This is a genomic window from Albirhodobacter sp. R86504 (assembly GCF_042466415.1).
Taxonomy (GTDB): Bacteria; Pseudomonadota; Alphaproteobacteria; order Rhodobacterales; family Rhodobacteraceae; genus Albirhodobacter.
In genome coordinates this window covers 459,427-481,886 of record NZ_JAXHCH010000002.1, presented here as the reverse complement: position 1 = coordinate 481,886, position 22,460 = coordinate 459,427, and the positions used below count along the sequence as shown (strand labels likewise).

Genomic DNA, 22,460 nt, shown 5'->3' with positions numbered 1-22,460 from the left:
GCGGACGACTACAGGCATCCGGCCTGCGCCTATCCCCCGCACGCGGACCCATTCAGATCACTGAATTTCCGCCCGTTTTTGATGAGCACATCCCAAAGCGGGTCGGGCGCACGCGCGCCCTCTCCCGTTAGCGCGCGCAGCTGGTTGCGCATGGTCAAGAGCCCGATCGCATCCGCCATATGCATCGGCCCCCCCATATCCGCCCGCATCCCACAGTCCAGCGCCATGATCAGATCAACGTCACTCGGGCGGTTCACCGCGCCAATACGAAGCATCAAGACCGCCTCATCCGCCAATTCGGCCACCACGCGGGCGATAATCTGACCATCGGTCAATCGCAGCGCGGGCCGTTGCTCGCGCAGCAGGTCCAGCGCCTCGCCAACCCCCGGCGCGAGACGGGTCGACGCTCCCGCCTGCGCGGGCCGTGTCATCGCATCGGTTGACGCATTGGGCGCCCGATCAGGCGTCTGCGGCGCGTAAAACGCCCCGGACCATTCGCGGATCAGAATTCCCTCAGTCCGGCCTGCCGCCCTGAAGAGCGCCCGCCGCGCCGCGGGGCCGGCCTTATCCAGCCGGCGAAACGGACCATCCCCGAAACCGGCTTTCCGCAGAACGGTATCGATGCGCGCAATATCCGCCCCCGCAATCGCCAACCTCTCGCCCGCAAGGATATAGGCGGCCTGCAGGCGTTGCGCGATCGTCCCCCCGCCCATATGCGGCGCGGCGACATACACCGGAGTAAAACGCGCGGCGCGCAGGGCGCTGATCGCGACCGGATCAATCGCCGTGATCTCGACGATATGCGCACCAAGGCGCAGCCCCTGCCAGCCTTGGGCGAGCCTTCCATCCTCCGTCTCGCGCGGCTGGGTGTTTTCGCCCCCCAGCAGAACGAACCGCGGCGTGTCTCCGCCCACCCGCGCAAGGCGGGACAAGCATTTGTCCCCCGCCGCGCCCTTCGGTGGCTCGGCGCTCACGATCCAATCCGCGCCCGCCAGATCAACCTCGCGCACCACCGGCGTAATGCGCGACCACGCCGCCTCTCCTTCTTGCTCCGTCACTGACTTGCGCGACACCTCCTGCGCCTGCGCCCGCGCAACAACGGACAAAAGATCCTCCAAATCCGTTTGCGATCCCGCCCCGAGGCGGATCGATGCCCCGCCCAAGGCCAAGCGCCACGCCAAGCGCCCTAACGACGTCAACCGCCGCTCGGCGCCGATCCCGCTGCCCTCCGCGCCCTCACCGCGATCATCGCCTCCCGTTGCGATATCGACATCCGCAGGCAGCCAAAGACCAACGTCGATAACGGGCGCGGCGCCCCTCTCAACATCGCGTGATCCTGTATTATCGGGGGGCGATGCGGCCCCATCTGGCGCACCCGAGTTTGACGCACCCAAGTCTGGCGCACACGAGTTTGGCGCACCCAGTTCAGACGCACTCCGTCGAGCGCGGGCCTGATAGCGCAGAGCGCGGGCACTTGGCGTCTCGATTAAATCCTCAAAGGCGACCGCTTCAAACTCCATCGATCCGCGCTCGGGAAGCAGCAAGGCGGCCTCAACAACATCGACGATCCGGTGCGCGACGCGAGGGTCAATCGCCGCACCGCCACCAGTGCCGATCGTCGCACGCGCCTCCTCCAGCGCCGCAAGATATGTGATCCGGTCCGACAGCGCTCGCGTCGGCTCAGCGCGCAATGGGCGACCTCTCAGCGCAGCCCGCAAGCCCGCAGCATCATCACCGTCAATCCGCTCGACTTCCTCAATAAGCCCAAGCGCGAGGCCGTCGCGCGCGCCGATTGGCCGCGTGCCAAGCGCATAGGCGAGCGCGGGACCGGCGCCTGATCGACGGGCCAATAACGTCAACCCACCGCCCGCAGGTAGGGAGTTCAGGGAGGTCTCCAAGCAGTGAAACCGTGTCGACGGATCTGCAATACGCCAGCTCGCTGCCTGCGCGAGCGCAAAACTGCCGCCGATGATTTCCCCCGCCAAAAGCGCCACGACAGGTTTTTGCGCGCCCCTTATGCGATGCGCCAAGTCAGATAGCTGCGGCGCGGCGTGATGCGGTATGAAATCTCCCGCAGGGTCGGGCGACGCATTTGGCCAGCCAGCGATCCCCCCGCGCAAGACGACTAACGTGATCGTGTCATCCGCAAAAACAGTGTTAAGCGCCCGCGAGAGCTCAGCGCGCATCACCGGCGACCATCCGCACCCGTCGCTCTTTTCGGTACAGGTCAAAACCGCGAGTTCGCCGGACTTCACTACATCGATTTGTCGTGACATCGCGCATCTTTCTCTACCGCTCCCCGATATCCTAACGGGTCAAGATCAGGAGGCAATGCGTTTTCAGCGCGACGAAGCCACCTGCCGATGCAGCATAGCCTTGCGAAGGCGCGGGGACTTGAGGCGGGGCTTTTTTTGGGCGGCCACGGGGCGCGCACAAACACCTACATCCCCCCCGCTTCCAAGATAGGCAAATCTCCCAGCGGCGGAAGCTCCCCGATATCCGCGAGACTTCCTTGAAGCGGAAGATCACCCATCGCAGGCAGATCCGGCAAACTCGCAAGCGGCGGCAGATCGGAACCATTCATGGTCGGCGTCCCAAACCCACCCGCGGGAAGCCCGCCAAAACTTGGCATTGCATTTGCGGACGGGGCCGGCGCCCCGCGCGCGCCGGTGGATGTGGCGGGATGGCGCGCCTCAAAGGCTTGCTGTGCCATTTGCGGCGCATCGCCATCGGTCTCGTCCCGACACTGCACCCGCACCGCGCGCATCCCGTTCGCCTGCCCCAAACGTGCAGATGTCACGAGGCGCCGCCCGATCGCCTCAATCTGAAGGGTCTCCAAAGCGTGATAGGGGATGGTGAGCTCACTCCCAATTTTGAGTTGCATCGCTTGGTGTAAAGGCATTGTGACACGGTGCAACACGGCCTCAAGATCGACGCGCGCGCCCATGACAGTGGACGTGAGCGCGGTCTCCCAACTCTCTTGCGCGGCGTCTCCCCCCGCCGCGGCCTCACTCTCCCCAGCGCGCGCGACAGCCGGCGCCTCGCCCGCCCTAATCGGCGCATGGCCCCGCCCTTGCGCGGGAAGCGCGATCAAAAGCCCCCCCTCGCGCACATTGCCAACGCCCATCTGCAGGGTCACTTTCAAGATGCGGAAACTCACATCCTCCAACAAAAGCCCCAAGGGCCGCGGATCGTCAAGAAACGACGCATATCGAAATCCGCCCCCCCACGTGATGGCGGGCAAGGCCTCGATTTGGGCTTCAAACGCCTGCATCAGCTGATCCAGAAAATCTGCGGCCATCGCCGCATCGATCTTGGTCGGTTTGCGCGGCGGCGGTGCGGTGGGCGCGATCCGGCCCGTTGTCTGCATCTCGATCAGGGCCGAAAGGGTCGCGGGGGGCACCGCGATCAGGCCGAGCGACTCGGACGGCCCCTCCATCACCGCTAAAAGCGAGAGCGGTTCGAGCAGTTCGGGCAGCTCGGCCGTGCTCATCCGCGTCTCGGAAATCTCCGCGATATGCAACGGCATCTCAAACTGTTCTTGCGCGGTTTTGGTCAAGGCAACGGTCAGTCCGCGCTCGGCCGTCATCGCCTTCGCATCCTCAATCGGACGGCCTTTTCCGGCTTTGCGCTGCAAGATAGATCGCGGTTTTGCCTCAGTCATCGGTGGTCCCCGTTCTCCTTATACGTCGCATGCCGCCCGCAACGCGCAACGCCGATCCATCGCAGCATCCGTTGCGCACGATCTTTGGTCGCAGCTTAAGGTTTACAATTCATTGACACCGATGATTATTTTGCACGCCGCGAGAGGCGCATCGCGCGCCTGTGACATCGCGCGGGCGATTCAAACGGACCGCGGCAAGGGAGGTTGCGATCGCATCTCACCCTGCCTGCCGAAGCCCCCGTTTTTGAGGGAATTCCACGCGAAATGCCGCTCCGCCTTGCCCCGGAAGATAGTCAATCGTACCGCCCAAGTTCACCATAATCTCGCGGCAGATTGCCAAGCCCAACCCCGCGCCGCCAGCACGGCTCAAATCCGTAAGACGCGCGAATTTTTCGAAAATAATCGCCTGCGACGCCTTCGGAATGCCCGATCCGTTGTCAATAAAATCGATCCGAACCCGATCCCCCCGATGCCGCACGTCGATGCGCAAGACCCCGCGCTCAGCATCGCAATATTTGCGCGCGTTCGAGATCAGATTGATGAACACCTGCACCAACCGATCGGTATCGGTGAAGACGGGCAGGTGCTCGGCGGGGAAGTTTCGCTCCAACCTCAAATCCCGTTCGGGGCGCGTATTGGAGGCCGATTGCACCGCACGATTCAGCAAATCATGCAGGTTCGCAACACCGATGGATAGCTGTGCCGACCGGTTTTCCAACACCGACAAATCCAGAAGATCGTCCAGCAAACGTGTCAGACGGCGGGCCTCCTCATGGATAATCTCGGCATATTGCGCGCGCATCGCATCATCGAGGTCCGGCTCCATCAGGATTTCGGAAAACGCGCGGATCGAGGTCATGGGCGTACGCAGCTCGTGGCTGATCTGGCCCAAGAACCCGTCTTTTTGAACGGAAAGCGCCGTGAGTTTCTCATTCGCCTCCGACAAGGCGCGGGCGGTGCGGGCGAGCTCCTCGGATTTCGCCTCGAGCTGCGCGGAATATTCCTTAATTTCTGCGGCTTCGCCCGCGACAGCGATCAAATCTTGCACCGACACAGACGCCTCGCCTGTGAATTGGGTGATCATCGCATGGGCCGTCGCAGCGCCAACCGACCCGGCCAAATGGCGCTCCAGCCGCGCGAGGAATTCCGGCGTAGTTTCAGGCAGGTAGCCCGCCTTGCCCTGACCTGCGGCTTGGGCTTGGAAGAACCGTTGCGCCTCATCAGGGCCAAGGATGCGCTGCGCCATCGACAAAAGGTCCTCCGCCGCGACCAACGATCGCCGCCACGACCCCGCCCCTTCGGACCGATCAAATACGTTTACGAAAGCCACCCCTTGCAGGCGCTCCATTGGATCGGGGAAGGACACGAGCGAGAAGACCAGAAAGGCGGTTGTGTTGAGCATCAAAGACCAAAAGAGCGTGGCCAGAAGCGGATCAAGGGCATGCACGCCGAACAACGCATGCGGGCGCAGCCAATCAATTCCAAAAGGACCATGCAGCAAAAACGCGGGAGAAAAGACGCCGCTTTCCCCGAAGGACGGCAGGAACAAGCAGTAGAGCCAGATCGAGAAGCCCGCCAACAACCCCGCCAGCGCGCCGACATGTGTCGCACCGCGCCAATAGATCCCGCCAATCATCGCCGGCAAAACCTGCGCCGCACCGACAAAGGCAATCAACCCGATCGCGGCGAGCGCCTCCGATCCGCCCGAGAGCCGGAAATAGAAATATCCCAACGCGAGCACTGCCGCGATGGAAATCCGCCGTGACATCAACACCAATCCGCGCACGTCACCCGCCAGCGCCCCCGAGCCGCCAGCCTGCCCAAGGCGCGGCGTGTCGAGGAGTTCTGCGCTCACACTTGACCCCGCGACCCGATCGGCTGTGACGCTCTCACTTTTGGCGCGCTGCGCCTTCCGCGCCGCTCTGCCTGCCTTGCTCCACCGACTGGCGGCATGGCGGCGATTCACGCTTAACCAAAGAGGCGTCACGATGTGGTTGGACACCATCGTTGCCAGCGCAATAGACGCCACGATGACCATCGAGGTGGCCGAAGAAAACCCCCCTAAAAACGCCAGCAGCGCAAGCCCGCCCTGCCCCTCGCGCAGCGGCAACGTTAGCACGAAAAGGTCAGGGTTCGCCCCCGCAGGCATCACCTCCAACCCGACAACCGCAATCGGCACGACAAACAGCGACATCGCCATCAAATAGAGCGGAAACGCCCAGCTTGCCGTCGCCAGATGGCGCTCATCCACATTCTCGACAACAAGAACCTGAAACATCCTCGGCAAAGTGAGCACCGCCGCCGCCGACACGAAAATCAGCCCGCCCCAACGCCCCGGGTTGAGTGGCCATTCGGCAATGTCGGACGCCGAAATGCGATCCAACACATCCCCGACCCCGTCCGCCATCCCCCAGACGACGAACGCCCCCACCGCCAAAAGCGCAACGACCTTCATCACAGCTTCCAACGCGATGGCCATAACCACACCGTGGTGACGCTCATTCGCATCAAGGTTTCGCGTGCCAAAAAGGATCGTGAAAAGCGCCAGCCCGCCCGCTAACCATACCGCAATCGCGCCTTGATCGGGCAAGGCGCGCCCCATCGGCATCTCGGCGGCAAAAACACCGAATGAGAGCGTAACCGATTGCAATTGAAGGGCGATGTAGGGTGTCGAGGCAGCAACCGCCATCAAGGTTACGACCACGCCCAGCAGGTTTGATTTGCCATAGCGCGACGAAATCAAATCCGCGATGGACGTCACCCGCTGCGCGCGGCCGATCCGCACCAGCTTGCGCAACCCCCACCACCAGCCCACGAAAACCAGCGTAGGCCCGAGGTAGATCGTGACAAACTCCAACCCCGATCGCGCCGCATAGCCAACCGCGCCGTAAAACGTCCATGCGGTGCAATAGATCGACAGGCTGAGGGTGTAGACCATCGGCGTGCCGAGCCATCCCAGCTGCCCGCCGCGCGCGCGCCGTTCGGCAAAGAAGGCCACGCCAAACAAAAGCATGACGTAGACCAAACACACCGCGACGAGGATATTGAACGGCATGTTAGCGCGGCTCACTCTCAAAACGTGGCGCAGGAGTGGGAGGCGCCGCCAGCGGCATCATCGGCCCTTGCGAGGCGGCCTTCGCACCGCCCCCGTTTTCGCTGGCATCGCCCGCGTGAGGCGGGTGATCGTCCTCATCCTCGCTTCGCATCGCGGCGAGCAACCCGTTTGACAGCAAATACGCCGCGACGATCAGCAACATCCAAATCGCAAAGAGATAGACCGTGCCCCACGCCGTGTCCGGCTCGGGCGTAGACGCAGGGTGCCACAGCGCAGGCAAGAGGAATAAAACGCCCGCCGCAAAAGGCATTAAACGGGCCGCATCCATCATCCGGCGACGGCGGTAAGCTCTGCGAGCCAAGAACAGAGGCGGGCGTTGCTGGGGCATCAATGCGTCTCGCTGCGCCGCAAGACGGCGTCGCTCATCGCCGATGCCTCGGGCGCCGCCGTACCAGCCAGCGCACCCGCCCCCTCTCGCGCCATCTCCTGAATGCAACGCTTGAGGTCACTATTGGCAAAGGGTTTCGCCAGAAAGCGTGTCGCACCGGCGCGTGTCGCGGCCTCACGGTCGCGCTCCTGTCCGCGCGCGGTCAGCATCAAAACCGGAACCCCACTCATGGCCGGATCCGCTCGCATCTCGGCGAGGATTTCAAGCCCTGACCGCCCCGGCAACATCAGATCCAGTATGACAATATCGGGCAAGACGGCACGAATACGCGCCACCGCGTCCGCCCCCTCGGCATGCAGCGTCACGCGCCATCCGTCCCGCGACAGGATAAACCGGATCGCCTCAGCGATATTGGGCTCATCCTCGATTAAAAGCACATGGCGCGCGGCCAGATGCGAAAGCTCTACTCCCTCGGTCATGCTGCCTCCTCTCCCCCGTTACAGGTATCGCGCCCACTGCCGCGCCTGTCAAACTTTCACGCAAGATTGAACGGGAAAACCTGCACCCCGCATCGGCGTGAAGGTCAGCGCGGCTGAACGATCGACGGTTCGCGCCGCGCCGGGCATTGCAACCGCGGGCAGACCCGACACGAGCTCCCCACATCAAAAATCGTGCCCGTCTGCGGGGGGCTTCCCTCGGGTTCGGGGACGATAAGCATAACCGCATGCCGCAAGGCGGGCCCCTCGAACCTTGACGGCTGGCAGATCTCACCGATGGAATAGGTCGTGAAGCGCTGGACGATGCGACCCGCCATATCAACCCTCCGACGCAGAGGCTCTTGCGGGCGGGCGAGCGCCTCATAGAGTGGCCAGAGCGGACAGGCCGCGCCAAACCGCGGCAGGGCAAACCCCGCAACTGGCTTGCGAAACGTCAACGTGCCTGACGCATCGCAAGTCACCAGCCCCAGCATCGGATCGATCGCCGCCATGCGCCGCAGAACGAGGCCGAGATCAATCCCGAGCTGGTGCGCGATTTGCAGCGGATCGACGGGCGCGCCGCCCTCGCTCACATCCGCAATCGCGGCTTGCAGCCGATCTTTGGGCAAAGCGCGCGCCTGTGCGGTGGCCGCGCGAAGATATGATTGCGCGAGGTCGCGCGCGGCATCCGTGGCCAAGTCCGGCACCTGCCCTGCCACGCCGAGATCCGGGGCCGGGTGCGCCAACCGAGCGCCCGGATCGGCGTTCATCGCCACATTCCCCGCGCCAATGGGGGCGACGCTCTCTCCCGACGCCTCAACCTCGGGCAGCAGGTAGCGGCGCGCCGCGAGCCAAGCTTCGACCTCCTCTTGCGGCGAGGAAATCCCCGTTTCGGCCTCGTCCAGCGTGTCGAGATAGCCCACCAAAGACTCCGCCGTGCGCGAAATCCTCAAGGATTCCTCCGAAATGGTGCGCATGAAACGCGCCCTCCATTCAGGTTCGATATCCTCGGTTTCCTCCAGAATTGCGGCGGTTGATCGCAAGCTCGTGACCGACGAGAGAACCTCGTGCAGCGTATCGGCGAGATATGGATCGTGCGCCATGCGCTCCGACAACCCCTCAAGCGAGCGCTCCAATGCCGAGACACGCGCGTGTCGCGCCGCCAAAAGCCCCGCCCATCCCGGATAGCGGCCCACGAATTCCTCGATCCGGTCCAACTCGGGCGGATCGGACACGGGCGGCTCATGACCAGGGGTGGCAACCGCCGCCGCTTCGCGCAGATCATCAAACACCGCGCCCGCAGCTCCGGCGGCCAAAGCTTGCGTTTCAAGACCCAACGCCTCCGCGAGCGCCTCCAAGACCGCTTCGCTAACACGGCGCCGGTTATGTTCGATCAGATTGAGATAGGCGGGAGAAATCCCCGCCATTTTCGCGAGATCGGCCTGCTTGATCTTGCGGGCGGTTCGGCGCTCGCGAATGCGCGTCCCTGTCAATGCGGCCCGTGCCATGGGGTATCCCTTCGCTGGCGCGGGGGCGGATTTACTGACAAGCCCCCGCAATCACAGCCAGTTTACGAGATCGGACAGGTTTGGCCAAGACTTTACAAAAGGTTCTGAGCAAGGCCGATGTTCGGCGCGCCTATTCCATCGAACGCAGGCGCGCGCCCTGCGCAAGGCTACGCTCGCCGCAGCGCTGCAAAGCCAGATGCAGATGCGCCTGTTCATTCACGCCCCGCGCAGAGCTATCCGCGACCAGACGCGCGCGCCCCTGCGCCAAAGCGGCGGCGAGATCGGCCGGAGGGGCTGCACCTTGCGCGGGGGGCGTATCTCCTCCGTCAGGCGCTCCACCGCGCAGAGCACGCGCCTGCCAATAACTGGTCTGCTCGCGCAGATACCACTCAAGCTTGACGGCCCCGACCCCATGCGTGATTTCGCCCACGCGCTGTGCGACCGCAAGACAATAGGCCGCCTCAAGCAGGGGGCTCGGCGTGTCGTAAATATAGCGCCGCGTCGGCTGCGGGGGGCCGCTCAGCGCGGCATAAACGATCAACGCAACCGCGAGCCCCCCCGCGATCACGGCGCTATGGCGCCCCAAACCGCCGTTCGCTTCAATCTGCGGCCGCGTGCTGCGGGACGCGCGCGCCCCTGCCCGTTGCGTGCCGCCCGCGGCACCGCGACTAGCCTGTGTCATCTCTCGCCCCTTCCCGCCACCCCGGCGGTTCGTCGCAACGAAGTCAGACTTGACCTCGCGGGTGGTCCCCACCACTTCACTCAGGTCTAGGCGCAAAGCCTTTACAAACACCTTCACAAATCAAATGCGCGCCCCTCGGAGCGCGCATTCTCGTTAAAACTCTCGGATGATTTTCAGAGGTCTCTCACCAACCGCCTTATTCAAGCGCGGCGTCGGAAATCTCGTGCGTCCATGCGCCCTCAGGCTTGGCCGAAATCACCGGATCAGACCCGCCTGCCATCAAAATGGCGACGGTGCGATCGAAATCAGCCTCATCCAACGCGCCGTTCGAGCCTGCCGTCAGCTTGGCAATCTCGCCCATCATCCGCTTTTGATGCGACTCGGTCTGTGCGCCGGTCTCATCGTTGTCCAACACGATCATCGCCGCCTCATCAGGGTTTTCTTCCGCGTATTTCCACCCTTTCATGGAGGCGCGCACGAATTTCACCATTTTCGCCTTGAAGGCCTCGTCCTTGAGGTTTTCCTCGAGAACGTAGAGGCCATCTTCCAGCGTCGCGACCCCCTGATCCTCGTATTTGAACGTTACCAGATCATCTTCCGCGACCCCGGCATCCAACACCTGACCGTATTCGTTATAGGTCATCGTCGAGATGCACGCCGCCTGCTTTTGCAACAGGGGATCAACGTTGAACCCTTGTTTGAGAACGGTGACATCCGTGCCATCGGTTTTCAGGCCGAGGGTGCTCATCCAGCTCAGGAACGGATACTCATTCCCGCCGAACCAAACGCCCAACGTTTTGCCCTTGAAATCCTCTGGCGAGGAAATTCCGCTTTCTTTCAAGCAGGTCAGCATCATGCCGGAGGCTTTAAAGGGCTGCGCGATATTCACGATTGGCAAGCCCTTTTCACGCGCAGCCAAGGCGGAGGGGAGCCAGTCGACCATCACATCCGCGCCGCCGCCCGCCATCACCTGTGGCGGCGCGATATCAGGGCCGCCCGCGAGGATCGTGACGTCCAGATCCTCTTCATCGTAGAAGCCTTTTTCTTCAGCGACGTAGTAGCCCGCGAATTGGGCCTGCGTGACCCATTTGAGTTGGAGTGTCACTTCTTCCGCCGAAGCGGCGCCAATGAAGCCGCCTCCGAAAAGTGCCGCCATCGCTGTCGCTGTCATAAACCGTTTCATTCATCAGTCTCCCATGTTGCCCGCCACATGTTCCTGCGGTCGGATTGAAAACTCTGCGCGGCGCGTTACCGCCGACGCTGCGACGGGTGCCAGAAAGTCACCCCCCGCTCGATCATCGAAACCAGCCCGTAGAAGGCCGATCCCGCCAAAGCCGCGACGACGATCTCCGCCCAGACCAGCGGCAGATCAAGCTGCCCCACCGCCGTCGAGATGCGGAACCCCATGCCCCGCGTCGGTGAGCCGAAGAACTCGGCCACGATCGCGCCAATCAGCGCCAAAGTCGTGGCCAGTTTCAGCCCGTTAAACAAAAACGGCATCGCCGCCGGCAGGCGCAGTTTGACCAAAGCTTGCACGTAGCTGGCGTGATAGGTCGCCATCAAATCGCGCGAGAGATGATCCGTCGCCTTAAGCCCCGCCACCATGTTTACCAGCACGGGGAAGAACACCATCACCACAACAACGGCGGCTTTCGAGTGCCAGTCAAACCCGAACCACATCACAAGGATCGGTGCGATCCCGACGATGGGGAGGGCTGCTACAAAATTGCCCACCGGCAGCAGGCCTGCCTGTAAAAAAGGCGACCGGTCGATCAAAATTGCCGTCAAGATCGCCGCGCCGCAGCCGATGAGATAGCCCGACAGCGCGCCTTTCAGGATGGTCTGCACGAAATCCGTCCACAAGATCGGCAAGGCTTCAACAAATCGCGCGCCAATCATACTGGGTGCGGGCAAGATCACGGGCGAAACCTCGAGCCCGCGCACCAGCCCTTCCCACAGGATCAACAAGGTGATGCCAAACAGCGCCGGCACAAAGCTGCGCACCCAAGCCCGCCCGCCATAATCGCGCGCAAGCCAATGGTTGAAGCCCCATGCCGCAAACCAGAACAATACCGCGCCCAGCGCGAGGAGACCGCCGCTCATTGTGCCATCCCCATCCGTTTGAGAACCCTTGTCTCGACCCGCCCGACAATCATCACCAGCACAGCCGCAAGCGCCGCCGCCGTGAAGAGGGCCGACCAGATCTGCACCGTCTGCCCGTAATAGCTGCCCGACAAGAGCCGCGCGCCCAATCCCGCGGTTGCACCAGCGGGAAGCTCCGCCACGATCGTGCCCACCAACGAGGCCGCGACGCCAACTTTCAAAGAGGCGAACAGATAGGGCATCGACGAGGGAAGGCGCAGCTTCCAAAAGCCCTGCGATGCATTGGCGTGATAGGTCTTCAACAGATCAAGCTGCCCGTTATCGGGCGCACGCAGCCCTTTTACCATGCCCACAAGCACGGGGAAGAACGAGAGATAGGCCGCGATAATCGCTTTTGGCAGCAAGCCTTTGATCCCCATTGATGCAAGGACCACGATGACCATCGGCGCAATCGCGAGGATCGGAATTGTTTGCGACGCAATCGCCCATGGCATGATCGAGAGATCCATCGCCCGCGAATTGACGATCCCAACCGCCAGAAAAATTCCCGCCGCCGTGCCAATCGCAAAGCCCAAAAGCGTAGCCGAAAGCGTGACCCATCCGTGATAGACCAAGGATCGCTTAGAGGTCACCTTCTGGCCCGCAAACCCCTCCCACAGCCCGACTGCGACCTGATGCGGCGCCGGCAAAACGGGGCGATCTTGCACCATAGTTTGGGCGACGATATGCGAAAACGTGACTTCCTCCCCCGCCCGCGCGGCCTGATCTTTCACCCATTTTGCATTCAGCCCGACAGCCGCCACATACCAAATGACAATAATCGCTGCGAGCACGGTGACCACCGCTATTGCTTGTTTCATAGCGCGCCCCCCGCCCGCTGTTCGACTTCCAACCGCGTGTCATTCATCATAGGCATGCCCCGCACGAAGCCCCTCGCGCACACGGTGTGCAATCGCGAGGAATTCGGGCGTTTCCCGAATATCCAACGGACGCTCACGCGGTAGGGTGCTCTCGATCACATCTGTGATCCGGCCTGGACGCGGCGACATCACCACGATCTTGGTGCTCAGATACACCGCCTCAGGGATCGAATGGGTCACAAAGCCAATCGTCTTATTGGTCGCCGCCCAAAGCCGCAAAAGCTCCTCGTTGAGGTGGTCACGCACGATCTCGTCGAGCGCGCCAAACGGCTCATCCATCAACAGGATCTCCGCGTCGAACGACAAGGCGCGGGCGATGGAGGCACGCTGCTGCATCCCGCCCGAAAGCTGCCACGGGAACTTCTTGGCAAAGCCCGACAGCTCGACAAGCTCGAGAACCCGCGCGACGCGCTTGTCCTGTTCGTCCTTGGGCATTCCCATGATCTCGAGAGGGAGTTTGATATTCCCCGCAATCGTGCGCCAAGGATAAAGCCCCGCCTGCTGGAACACATAGCCGTAGGACCGCGCTTTGCGAGCCTCCTCAGGGCTAATCCCGCGCACCGTCAATGAGCCGCCCGTGGGCGTCTCCAGCGCGGCGATGCACCGCAAGAACGTTGTTTTGCCACATCCCGAAGGCCCGATGAACGAAACAAACTCGCCCTTTTTAATATCCAGATCGACGCCCTTGAGCGCATGTACCGGCCCGTCATTGGTCTGGAACGTCAGATCCAGACCCTTCGCTTGAATAATTGCCATCAAAATGTCCCCATCAAACGCCGGTGACTGGAATGCCAGCTCGTTCAACGGGTTGCGGGTTGGACAGCGCCTTCCACGTCGACAGCGCACGCCCGACCGGCGCCCCTGCTGCGCGAGGGACGAATGCGCCGTGGCCCTCGACCGTCTCGATAATCCCTTCCCGCACCGCGACCTGCCCGCGTGTGAGGGTATAGCGCGGCAGGCCGGTGACCTCTTTGCCCTCAAAGACGTTGTAATCAATCGCGGATTGCTGGGTGCTGGCCTTGATCGTTTTTGATGCTTGCGGATCCCACACGACCAAATCCGCATCCGATCCCACGAGCACCGCGCCTTTTTGCGGATACATATTCATAATCTTCGCGATATTGGTCGAGGTCACCGCGACAAACTCGTTCATCGTGATGCGGCCCGTGTTCACGCCGTAGCTCCACAGCATCGGCATCCGGTCTTCCAACCCGCCTGTTCCATTCGGGATCTTGGTGAAATCCCCAACCCCGTATCGTTTCTGGTCGGTGGTAAACGCACAGTGATCCGTAGCCACGCAAGACAATGTGCCCGACGCGAGCCCCGCCCAGAGGCTATCTTGATGCGCTTTGTTGCGGAACGGCGGGCTCATCACGCGGCGCGCCGCATGATCCCAATCGGCGTTGAAATACTCGGATTCGTCCAACGTCAAATGCTGGATCAACGGCTCGCCCCAAACGCGTTTTCCCGCCTGTTTTGCGCGGCGGATCGCCTCGTGGCTCTCCTCGCAGGATGTGTGCACAACATAGAGCGGCACCCCCGCCATATCGGCAATCATGATCGCGCGGTTGGTCGCCTCGCCTTCCACCTGCGAGGGCCGCGAATAGGCGTGGGCCTCGGGGCCGGTATTGCCCTCGCGCAGCAATTTCGCCGACATCTCCGCAACCAGATCGCCGTTTTCGGCATGAACCATCGGCACAGCGCCCAGATCGGCACAGCGCGAGAAGGACGCGAACAGCTCGTCATCATTCACCATCAACGCGCCCTTATAGGCCATGAAGTGCTTGAACGAATTGATGCCGCGATCGACGACTTGCGCCATCTCGTCAAACACCTGCTCGCCCCACCACGTCACCGCCATGTGGAACGAATAATCGCAATTCGCGCGGGTCGATTTATTGTCCCACATTTTCAGCGCATCCATCAGCCCTTGGCCGGGGCTGGGCAGCGCGAAATCGATGACCATCGTCGTGCCGCCGGCCAGTGCCGCGCGGGTGCCGGATTCGAAATCATCGGCCGAATAGGTGCCCATGAACGGCATTTCCAAATGTGTATGCGGATCGATCCCGCCGGGCATGATGTAACACCCCGTCGCATCCAGCGTCTTGTTCCCCACAAGGCCCTGACCGATCGCGGCGATTTTGCCGTCTTCGATCAGCACATCCGCCTTATAGGTGAGATCGGCGGTCACGATCGTTCCGTTCTTGATGACGGTGCTCATTCTTCTTCTCCCTCCGCTGGCAGCAGGAAAATCTCCCACGGCTGGCTAATATCCTCGCGACTGGCCCATTCGCCGGCCTTCAACTGAAGCCCCGCTTTATGCGCCTTGAGTGCCGCGCCATCGCATGCGGCGCACAGGCCGATAAAATCATCCTCGTCATGTTCTTCCGCATCACAAGCGAATTCCCAAAACCCGTCGTGATGCCGGATGATCTGCGCGATCAACGCGCCATCACGGGCGCAATGGCTGCAAATACAGCCAACAAAATCATGGGTATGCGCGCTCATTCCACGACCTGCGCAGTCTCGAGCACAGCATGGAACAAAACATCCGTGCCCGCAGCCGCCCAATCGGGGCTGATCTCCTCGGCCTCGTTATGGCTCAAGCCCCCGACGCAAGGGCACATAACCATCGTCGTGGGCGCAACCTTCGCCGCCCAGCACGCATCGTGCCCCGCCCCGGAAACCAGATCGCGGTATTTGTAACCAAGCTTCTGCGCCGCCCCCCGCACCGCGGTGACCAACTCGGGCGTGAAGGTGACGGGATCGAAATGCCCCACCGGCTCAATCGTGCATCCCACACCAAGTTCGGCGCAAATTTCGGCCCCGCGCGCCTCGATTTGGCTGCGCATCTTGGTCAGTTTCTCCAGATCAGGGGAGCGGATATCAACCGTGAACACCACCTTGCCGGGCAAGACATTGCGCGAGTTGGGCGAAAATTGCATCTGCCCGACGCCGCCGACGGCATCTGGTTGCGCATCCATCGCCACCTCTTGCACCATCTCCAAAATCCGTGCCATCGCGAGACCTGCATTGGTGCGCATCTTCATCGGAGTGGAGCCGGTATGCGCCTCCTTCCCCGTCAGCGTAAATTCCAGCCACCAGAGGCCTTGGCAATGCGTCACCACCCCGATGTCGCATTCCTCCGCCTCCAGAATTGGCCCTTGCTCGATATGCAATTCGTAATAGGCATGCATCTTGCGCGCGCCGACCTTCTCGGTGCCCCTCCATCCGATACGGGCAAGCTCGTCGCCAAAGCTCTTGCCTTCCATATCCTTGCGCGCATAGGCGTAATCAAGGCTCAGCTCACCGGCGAAGACGCCCGATGCAAGCATGGCAGGCGCAAATCGCGCCCCCTCCTCATTCGTCCAGTTGGTGATGACGACGGGATGCTTCGTCTTGATCCCCAGATCATTCATCCGGCGCGCCACCTCCAAGCCCGCCAAGACACCAAGTACCCCATCATACTTGCCGCCCGTGGGCTGTGTATCGAGGTGGCTCCCCACATAAACCGGCAGCGCATCGGGGTCCTCACCCGCGCGCGTCATGAACATATTGCCGACCTCATCAACGCCCATCGACAAACCCGCCGCCTCGCACCATGACTGGAACAACGCACGGCCCTGCGCATCCTCGTCAGTCAAGGTCTGACGATTATTGCCCCCCGCGATCCCCGGCCCGATCTGGGCCATCGCCATCAAACTGTCCCACAGACGTGCGGAATCGATGCGAGTGTTATCCCCGAGGGTCAATGCGCCGGATCTTGATGGGCCGGTTGTCATAGGAGCGTCCTTCATTTTCTGACTAATTGGTCAAGAACAGGAGGCATGTGCCAAGCCCTTCAATCAACCAAAATTTGGGCATCTGCCTTTGAAAGCTTCATTTTACGCTAAAACCTGTCGGGAATTCCGGCTTTGCGCGTAAATATTGTGCGACAAGAGAGTGGGCACCAAGCTTGATTGCACAGAAGCACGGCTTGCCCTAAGGAAAAGTTGCAACTGGCCAATGGTCATCCTTTCATAGACTGCCCGAACAGCCGGATAAAGAACCCCCTCATGCCCGACTCTCTGCCCGATCAGCCCCGCAAAGCGACCCGCAAATCGCCAGCCCCCAAGCGCAGCAAAATCCAGCAGCGCAACCGCAGCGCAATTCTTGACGCCGCGCTGGAAGTCTTCTCCGCGCAGGGATTTCGGGGCGCAACGCTTGATCAGATCGCCGAGGGCGCGGGTCTCTCGAAACCGAACTTGCTGTATTATTTCCCCTCGAAGGAGGCGATCCATACCGAACTGCTGAGCGGTCTGATGGATATCTGGCTTGATCCGCTGCGCGAGATGGACCCGCAAGGCGATCCCTATGCCGAGATCATGACTTACGTTCGCCGCAAGCTTGATATGAGCCGCGAGATGCCGCGCGAGAGCCGCCTGTTTGCGAACGAAATCTTGCAAGGCGCACCGCGCATGATGGACGGGCTAGATGCGACGCTCAAACCGCTTGTCGATGAGAAGGCGCGCGTTATCGCGGATTGGATGTCGGCGGGCAAACTGAAGGAAAGCGATCCGCACCATTTGCTATTCTCGATCTGGGCGATGACCCAGCATTACGCGGATTTCGATGTTCAAGTGCGCGCCGTTCTGGGCCCTGAGCATGATCCGTTTCAAGAGGCGGAGAATTTCATCGAGACTTTCTACGCCCGAATGCTGCGCCCTTGAGGCACTTTCGTTAAACACACACTAACACAAACGCCGCCCCTTTCGGAGCGGCGCCAGTTCAATATTCCGGTTGCTCTAAATATCCCCGCCGGAGGCATCCGCCGTCCGTTCGGGGCGCGAACGAGGCATCAGCTTCCCGGATTGTTGGGATGCGTCGTCCAATTCGCATAGGCGCCGACCGGCTCGCCCTTGCGCGGATCAATCTCGCCCAACGCCATTTCTTCCATCGAGATGCAATCGACCGGGCAGACATTGACGCACAGGTTGCACGCGACGCATTCCTCATCCTTGACGGTGAACACGCGGTCCGCACTCATATCAATCGCCTGATGCGACGTGTCCTCACACGCGGCATAGCAACGCCCGCATTTGATGCAATCATCTTGGTTGATCACAGCCTTTGTCGTGTAGTTGAGGTTCAGATACTGCCAATCGGTTACATTGGGCACCGCACGGCCAACGAGCTCTTGTGTGGATGTGAAGCCTTTTTGATCCATGTAATCGGACAGGCCCGAGATCATTTCCTCAACCACTTTAAACCCGTAGGTCATCGCGGCGGTACAAACCTGGACATTGCCCGCGCCAAGCGCCATGAACTCGGCCGCATCGCGCCACGTGGTGACGCCACCGATACCGGAGATCGGCAGGCCGCGCGTGTTTTGCGAGCGCGCGATCTCAGCCACCATGTTGAGCGCAATCGGCTTCACCGCCGGACCGCAATAGCCGCCATGCGTCCCCTTGCCGTCGATCGTCGGCTCGGGCGCAAACAAATCAAGATCCACCGAGGTGATCGAATTGATCGTATTGATCAACGACACCGCATCCGCCCCGCCGCGTTTGGCCGCCTCGGCAGGGGCACGAATATCCGTGATGTTGGGCGTGAGTTTAACGATACAGGGCATGCGCGAGTGTTGTTTGACCCAACGCGTGACCATTTCGATATATTCCGGCACCTGCCCTACGGCGGCCCCCATGCCGCGCTCGGCCATCCCATGCGGACAGCCGAAGTTCAGCTCGACCCCGTCCGCGTCGGTTTCCTCAACGCGTTTGAGGATCGCCTTCCAGCTTTCTTCCTCGCAAGGCACCATCAGCGACACGATCATCGCCCGATCCGGGTAATCGCGCTTGACCGATTTAATCTCCTGAAGGTTGACCTCCAACGGGCGATCCGTGATCAGTTCGAGGTTATTCAAGCCAAGCAGGCGACGGTCCGCGCCAAAGATCGCGCCGTAGCGCGGGCCGGATACGTTGACCACGGGCGGGCCTTCCGAACCCAATGTCTTCCACACAACACCGCCCCAGCCCGCCTCGAACGCGCGGCGGACGTTGACTTCCTTGTCGGTCGGTGGCGCGGAGGCGAGCCAGAACGGATTTGGGGATTTGATCCCGATAAAATTCGAACGCAGGTCAGCCATGACTTAGCCCCCCATCAAAGTGTTGTGAATGTCATCTGCGGCGTCGCGGCCCTCGGCAACAGCGGTCACGGTGAGATCGTCGCCCCCCGCCGCACAATCGCCGCCCGCCCAAACACCGGCACGGTTCGTGCGCCCCGCGCCAGAAATAGCAATCTTGCGCCCGTTGAGCGTGATCCCGTCAGGCGCAATCAGCGTCTGCCCGATGGCGGTAAAGCACTGATCCGCCTTCAAGGTGAAGGTCTCGCCCGCCACATCGGTGCGCGAGAATTCCACCGCGTGCAAAGCCCCGTTGCCCTTCAGCGCTTTAGGCGTTGCATGGGTAATAATCCGCACACCATTCGCCAGCGCGTGCTCCTGCTCGACATGGCTCGCCGGCATATCCTCGCGGCCACGGCGGTAAACGATTGTTGATGTCTCCGCGCCGAGCAACTTGGCCTGCACAGCCGCATCGACCGCCGTCATCCCGCCGCCAATCACCACGACCTTGCGGCCAATCGGGAACATCGCGAGATCGGCCTGCCGCAGCGCCTCGATAAACTCGGTTGCGGGCGTCGCAAACTCTGCCCCCTCTAAGGAGAGGGCGTTGACGCCGCCCAAGCCGAGCCCGAGGAAGACCGCGTCATGCGCGTCCTCCAGGTCCGCAAGCGTGCCCGAGGCGCCCAGCGTCCACCCCGATTGCACCGTGATGCCGCCAATCGTCAGCAACCAATCGACCTCTTTTTGCGCGAAATCATCCGGCGCTTTATAGGCCGCGATGCCATATTCATTCAGCCCGCCCGATTTGGGGCGCGCATCAAACAGCGTCACATCATGGCCCTTCATCGCCAAGCGATGGGCACAAGATAGGCCCGCGGGCCCCGCCCCCACGACCGCGACCGTCTTACCGGTTGGCGTGGCGCGGGTGAAGGGTTGGGGTTTATCCATCATCCGGTCGGTCGCATAGCGTTGCAGCGCCCCGATCTCGACGGGCTTGCCCTCGGACATCTCGCGCACGCAAGCTCCCTCGCACAGGTTCTCCGTCGGACAAACCCGCGCGCACATCCCGCCAAGGATGTTTTGCGACAAGATCGTCTTGGCCGCGGCCTCGGGAGTGCCCGTGGCGATTTGACGGATGAAGAGCGGGACATCAATCGACGTCGGACAGGCGGTCATGCAAGGCGCATCATGACAGAAGTAGCACCGATCCGAGGCGACAAGCGCCTCGTGATCCGACAGGCATGGCGCGATATCGGAAAAATTCTCCGCAATCTCCTGCGCGGATAACCGCGACGGGACGATTCCGCCCGTCAACGGGGTATTGGAGGCCAATTGATCTGGCATCTGGCTGGGTCTCCCTGGCTGATTTATATTTTTGTTGGGATCAGCGTTGCACCGCCTGAAATTTTATCAAGTGGTAAAATTTTGAAAGCGGCAAAAAATAACGCGGCGACGCGAAATGCGCGGCAAAAAGCGGGTGGATGCCTAAAAAGCAGGCGGATCGTGACAAAGCGCGCGCGCATGCCGTCGTTGCCATGCGCTCTTACGAGGCGCTTCGCGCCGCTCATCGCGGCCAATGAATGCAATAATATCAGCACTGTATACAGTAATGTCCCTAAAACTCGCGGCTTTCCTCTCAAGCCCGCTTGCCGTATAAAGCGCCCCACAAATGAGACGCGCCCGATGTCACCACAGCTGGGTAAGCGATAGGATCCTTGAGGACGGCATGACCAAACATTCCCATGAAAACGACGTGGCCTTCATTCAGGCGCTGGCCGAACTTCTGAATAAAAACGAACTGACCGAGATCTCGGTGGTGCGTGAATACGGCGAAGACGACAGCCTTGAAGTGCGGGTCGCAAAGCAATCGACCGTGGTGCAAGCCGCCCCCGTCGCCGCGGCACCCGCCGCAGTCGCCGCCCCGGTGGCAGGCGCACCTGTCGCGGTCGTCTCTGACGATCCCTCCAACCTTCCGGGCGCCGTGCCCTCACCGATGGTCGGCACCGCATATCTTGCGGCCGAGCCGGGCGCGACACCGTTCGCAACCGTTGGCGCACAGGTCAAAGAAGGCCAGACCGTCTTGATCATCGAGGCGATGAAAACCATGAACCACATCCCCGCGCCGAAATCGGGCACGGTGAAGCGGATCCTCGTTGAGGATGGCACGCCTGTCGAATTCGGCACGCCCTTGATGATCATCGAGTGAGGCGCGCATGTTTAAAAAGATCCTGATCGCCAATCGCGGCGAGATCGCTTTGCGCGTCATTCGCGCCTGCCGCGAGATGGGGATCGCCTCTGTGGCGGTTCACTCCACGGCGGATTCCGATGCGATGCACGTGCGCATGGCCGACGAATCGGTCTGCATCGGGCCGAACGCGTCGGCGGAGAGCTATCTGTCGATCCAACGCATTATCGCCGCCTGCGAGATCACGGGCGCGGAGGCTGTGCACCCGGGCTACGGCTTCTTGTCGGAGAATGCCGCCTTCAGCCAGACTTTGGCCGATCACGATATCGCTTTCATCGGCCCCACAGCCGAGACGATCCGGATTATGGGCGACAAGATCACCGCGAAAGACACGATGAAGGCCCTTGGCGTGCCATGCGTGCCCGGATCGGATGGCGGCGTGCCGGACTATGAGACGGCCAAAAAGGTTGCCCAAGAGATCGGCTATCCGATTATCATCAAAGCAACCGCTGGCGGCGGTGGGCGTGGTATGAAGGTCGCGACATCGGACGAGGATCTCGAAGTGGCGTTCCGCACGGCGCGCTCGGAAGGCAAATCGAACTTCGGCAATGACGAAGTCTACATCGAGAAATACCTCCAGCGCCCGCGCCACATCGAAATTCAGGTGTTTGGCGACGGCAAAGGCCGCGCGGTGCATTTGGGCGAGCGCGATTGCTCATTGCAGCGCCGCCACCAGAAAGTGTTCGAGGAAGCGCCCGGCCCTTGCATCACGCAAGAAGAGCGTGACCGGATCGGCAAGACATGCGCCGACGCCGTGGCCGCGATCAACTATATCGGGGCGGGCACAATCGAATTCCTCTATGAGGATGGCGAATTCTTCTTCATCGAGATGAACACCCGCCTACAGGTTGAGCATCCGGTGACGGAAGCGATCTACGGCGTCGATCTTGTGCGCGAACAGATCCGCGTTGCAGCCGGCGAGGAGATGGAATTCCGTCAGGAAGACCTGAAGATCAACGGTGCGGCGATTGAAGTGCGGATCAATGCGGAGCGTCTGCCGAACTTCGCGCCCTGCCCCGGTAAAATCACGCAATATCATGCGCCTGGCGGTTTGGGTGTACGGATGGATAGCGCGCTTTATGACGGGTATTCGATCCCGCCTTATTACGACAGCTTGATCGGCAAGCTCATTGTCCACGGGCGCAACCGGCCTGAGGCGCTCGCGCGGCTGAAGCGTGCGCTGGGCGAATTGATCGTGGACGGTGTGGATACCACTGTGCCGCTGTTCGATCAGCTGCTGAACGATCCGGACGTGCAATCGGGGGATTACTCGATCCACTGGTTGGAAAAATGGTTGAAAAAGACCTACGGCTGATCAA

At 61.5% G+C, this 22,460-nt stretch carries 20 protein-coding genes; 3 read left to right on the top strand and 17 right to left on the bottom strand.

The window, feature by feature from the left end:
• Positions 1-29 precede the first annotated feature (29 nt).
• From SJY32_RS04375 to SJY32_RS04310, 14 genes are all read right to left on the bottom strand, one after another.
• On the bottom strand, positions 30-2,276 hold the full coding sequence (locus SJY32_RS04375; RefSeq protein WP_376872038.1) for a 3-hydroxyacyl-CoA dehydrogenase family protein: 2,247 nt from the start codon (positions 2,274-2,276) through the stop codon (positions 30-32).
• A 164-nt stretch (positions 2,277-2,440) separates the two neighbouring features.
• Positions 2,441-3,664, bottom strand: a complete 1,224-nt coding sequence (locus tag SJY32_RS04370; protein WP_376872035.1) for a FliM/FliN family flagellar motor switch protein — start codon at positions 3,662-3,664, stop codon at positions 2,441-2,443.
• Between the two features lie 217 nt (positions 3,665-3,881).
• Complete coding sequence (locus SJY32_RS04365; protein ID WP_376872032.1) at positions 3,882-6,719, bottom strand: ATP-binding protein; 2,838 nt, start codon at positions 6,717-6,719, stop codon at positions 3,882-3,884.
• Between the two features lies 1 nt (position 6,720).
• Positions 6,721-7,107: a hypothetical protein gene (locus tag SJY32_RS04360; RefSeq protein WP_376872030.1), complete on the bottom strand. Its 387-nt coding sequence runs from the start codon at positions 7,105-7,107 to the stop codon at positions 6,721-6,723.
• Positions 7,107-7,586 (bottom strand): response regulator transcription factor, encoded by a 480-nt coding sequence (locus SJY32_RS04355; protein WP_376872027.1) that lies wholly within the window; start codon positions 7,584-7,586, stop codon positions 7,107-7,109. Before SJY32_RS04355 ends, SJY32_RS04360 begins: the two co-directional genes overlap by 1 nt.
• A 104-nt stretch (positions 7,587-7,690) precedes the next feature.
• Positions 7,691-9,091, bottom strand: coding sequence for a helix-turn-helix domain-containing protein (locus SJY32_RS04350; protein WP_376872025.1), 1,401 nt, complete (start codon positions 9,089-9,091; stop codon positions 7,691-7,693).
• Between the two features lie 130 nt (positions 9,092-9,221).
• Positions 9,222-9,773: a hypothetical protein gene (locus SJY32_RS04345; RefSeq protein ID WP_376872022.1), complete on the bottom strand. Its 552-nt coding sequence runs from the start codon at positions 9,771-9,773 to the stop codon at positions 9,222-9,224.
• A 196-nt stretch (positions 9,774-9,969) separates the two neighbouring features.
• Complete coding sequence (locus SJY32_RS04340) at positions 9,970-10,956, bottom strand: ABC transporter substrate-binding protein (RefSeq protein WP_376872019.1); 987 nt, start codon at positions 10,954-10,956, stop codon at positions 9,970-9,972.
• Positions 10,957-11,021: 65 nt separating this feature from the next.
• The gene (locus tag SJY32_RS04335; protein WP_376872017.1) at positions 11,022-11,876 is read right to left on the bottom strand and encodes an ABC transporter permease; all 855 of its coding nucleotides are present in this window, start codon (positions 11,874-11,876) and stop codon (positions 11,022-11,024) included.
• On the bottom strand, positions 11,873-12,736 hold the full coding sequence (locus tag SJY32_RS04330; RefSeq protein WP_376872015.1) for an ABC transporter permease: 864 nt from the start codon (positions 12,734-12,736) through the stop codon (positions 11,873-11,875). Before SJY32_RS04330 ends, SJY32_RS04335 begins: the two co-directional genes overlap by 4 nt.
• A 39-nt stretch (positions 12,737-12,775) precedes the next feature.
• Positions 12,776-13,552 carry an ABC transporter ATP-binding protein gene (locus SJY32_RS04325; RefSeq protein ID WP_376872013.1) on the bottom strand — a complete coding sequence of 259 codons (777 nt, stop codon included), beginning with the start codon at positions 13,550-13,552 and terminating at the stop codon, positions 12,776-12,778.
• A 13-nt stretch (positions 13,553-13,565) separates the two neighbouring features.
• Positions 13,566-15,017 (bottom strand): dihydropyrimidinase, encoded by a 1,452-nt coding sequence (gene hydA / locus SJY32_RS04320; protein ID WP_376872011.1) that lies wholly within the window; start codon positions 15,015-15,017, stop codon positions 13,566-13,568.
• Entirely contained in the window at positions 15,014-15,304 is a 291-nt protein-coding gene (locus tag SJY32_RS04315) for a hypothetical protein (protein WP_376872008.1), read from the bottom strand. Before SJY32_RS04315 ends, hydA begins: the two co-directional genes overlap by 4 nt.
• Positions 15,301-16,578 carry a Zn-dependent hydrolase gene (locus SJY32_RS04310; protein ID WP_376872005.1) on the bottom strand — a complete coding sequence of 426 codons (1,278 nt, stop codon included), beginning with the start codon at positions 16,576-16,578 and terminating at the stop codon, positions 15,301-15,303. The genes SJY32_RS04315 and SJY32_RS04310 overlap by 4 nt, the downstream gene beginning before the upstream one ends.
• Positions 16,579-16,851: 273 nt before the next feature.
• On the opposite strand from SJY32_RS04310, the gene SJY32_RS04305 reads away from it, so the two are divergent.
• The gene (locus SJY32_RS04305; RefSeq protein WP_376872003.1) at positions 16,852-17,505 is read left to right on the top strand and encodes a TetR family transcriptional regulator C-terminal domain-containing protein; all 654 of its coding nucleotides are present in this window, start codon (positions 16,852-16,854) and stop codon (positions 17,503-17,505) included.
• A gap of 128 nt (positions 17,506-17,633) precedes the next feature.
• Here SJY32_RS04305 and preA read toward each other — a convergent pair whose 3' ends face one another.
• From preA to SJY32_RS04290, 3 genes are read right to left on the bottom strand one after another with little or no spacing between them, the layout of a single operon-like run.
• Positions 17,634-18,920: an NAD-dependent dihydropyrimidine dehydrogenase subunit PreA gene (gene preA, locus SJY32_RS04300; RefSeq protein ID WP_376872001.1), complete on the bottom strand. Its 1,287-nt coding sequence runs from the start codon at positions 18,918-18,920 to the stop codon at positions 17,634-17,636.
• A gap of 3 nt (positions 18,921-18,923) precedes the next feature.
• Complete coding sequence (locus SJY32_RS04295; protein ID WP_376871998.1) at positions 18,924-20,240, bottom strand: NAD(P)-dependent oxidoreductase; 1,317 nt, start codon at positions 20,238-20,240, stop codon at positions 18,924-18,926.
• Between the two features lie 23 nt (positions 20,241-20,263).
• Complete coding sequence (locus SJY32_RS04290) at positions 20,264-20,464, bottom strand: hypothetical protein (RefSeq protein WP_376871996.1); 201 nt, start codon at positions 20,462-20,464, stop codon at positions 20,264-20,266.
• A 158-nt stretch (positions 20,465-20,622) separates the two neighbouring features.
• On the opposite strand from SJY32_RS04290, the gene accB reads away from it, so the two are divergent.
• The gene (accB, locus tag SJY32_RS04285) at positions 20,623-21,102 is read left to right on the top strand and encodes an acetyl-CoA carboxylase biotin carboxyl carrier protein (RefSeq protein WP_376871993.1); all 480 of its coding nucleotides are present in this window, start codon (positions 20,623-20,625) and stop codon (positions 21,100-21,102) included.
• Between the two features lie 7 nt (positions 21,103-21,109).
• Positions 21,110-22,456 carry an acetyl-CoA carboxylase biotin carboxylase subunit gene (accC, locus tag SJY32_RS04280; RefSeq protein WP_376871991.1) on the top strand — a complete coding sequence of 449 codons (1,347 nt, stop codon included), beginning with the start codon at positions 21,110-21,112 and terminating at the stop codon, positions 22,454-22,456.
• Positions 22,457-22,460: the final 4 nt, after the last annotated feature.

Coding starts and splice junctions, on each gene's coding strand:
- SJY32_RS04295 (WP_376871998.1), bottom strand. CDS start 20,240: ATGCCAGATCAATTGGCCTCCAATACCCCGTTGACGGGCGGAATCGTC.
- SJY32_RS04355 (WP_376872027.1), bottom strand. CDS start 7,586: ATGACCGAGGGAGTAGAGCTTTCGCATCTGGCCGCGCGCCATGTGCTT.
- SJY32_RS04370 (WP_376872035.1), bottom strand. CDS start 3,664: ATGACTGAGGCAAAACCGCGATCTATCTTGCAGCGCAAAGCCGGAAAA.
- SJY32_RS04305 (WP_376872003.1), top strand. CDS start 16,852: ATGCCCGACTCTCTGCCCGATCAGCCCCGCAAAGCGACCCGCAAATCG.
- SJY32_RS04290 (WP_376871996.1), bottom strand. CDS start 20,464: ATGAGCGGCGCGAAGCGCCTCGTAAGAGCGCATGGCAACGACGGCATG.
- SJY32_RS04350 (WP_376872025.1), bottom strand. CDS start 9,091: ATGGCACGGGCCGCATTGACAGGGACGCGCATTCGCGAGCGCCGAACC.
- accC (WP_376871991.1), top strand. CDS start 21,110: ATGTTTAAAAAGATCCTGATCGCCAATCGCGGCGAGATCGCTTTGCGC.
- preA (WP_376872001.1), bottom strand. CDS start 18,920: ATGGCTGACCTGCGTTCGAATTTTATCGGGATCAAATCCCCAAATCCG.
- SJY32_RS04315 (WP_376872008.1), bottom strand. CDS start 15,304: ATGAGCGCGCATACCCATGATTTTGTTGGCTGTATTTGCAGCCATTGC.
- SJY32_RS04340 (WP_376872019.1), bottom strand. CDS start 10,956: ATGAAACGGTTTATGACAGCGACAGCGATGGCGGCACTTTTCGGAGGC.
- SJY32_RS04335 (WP_376872017.1), bottom strand. CDS start 11,876: ATGAGCGGCGGTCTCCTCGCGCTGGGCGCGGTATTGTTCTGGTTTGCG.
- SJY32_RS04365 (WP_376872032.1), bottom strand. CDS start 6,719: ATGCCGTTCAATATCCTCGTCGCGGTGTGTTTGGTCTACGTCATGCTT.
- SJY32_RS04325 (WP_376872013.1), bottom strand. CDS start 13,552: ATGGCAATTATTCAAGCGAAGGGTCTGGATCTGACGTTCCAGACCAAT.
- accB (WP_376871993.1), top strand. CDS start 20,623: ATGACCAAACATTCCCATGAAAACGACGTGGCCTTCATTCAGGCGCTG.
- SJY32_RS04310 (WP_376872005.1), bottom strand. CDS start 16,578: ATGACAACCGGCCCATCAAGATCCGGCGCATTGACCCTCGGGGATAAC.
- hydA (WP_376872011.1), bottom strand. CDS start 15,017: ATGAGCACCGTCATCAAGAACGGAACGATCGTGACCGCCGATCTCACC.
- SJY32_RS04360 (WP_376872030.1), bottom strand. CDS start 7,107: ATGCCCCAGCAACGCCCGCCTCTGTTCTTGGCTCGCAGAGCTTACCGC.
- SJY32_RS04345 (WP_376872022.1), bottom strand. CDS start 9,773: ATGACACAGGCTAGTCGCGGTGCCGCGGGCGGCACGCAACGGGCAGGG.
- SJY32_RS04330 (WP_376872015.1), bottom strand. CDS start 12,736: ATGAAACAAGCAATAGCGGTGGTCACCGTGCTCGCAGCGATTATTGTC.
- SJY32_RS04375 (WP_376872038.1), bottom strand. CDS start 2,276: ATGTCACGACAAATCGATGTAGTGAAGTCCGGCGAACTCGCGGTTTTG.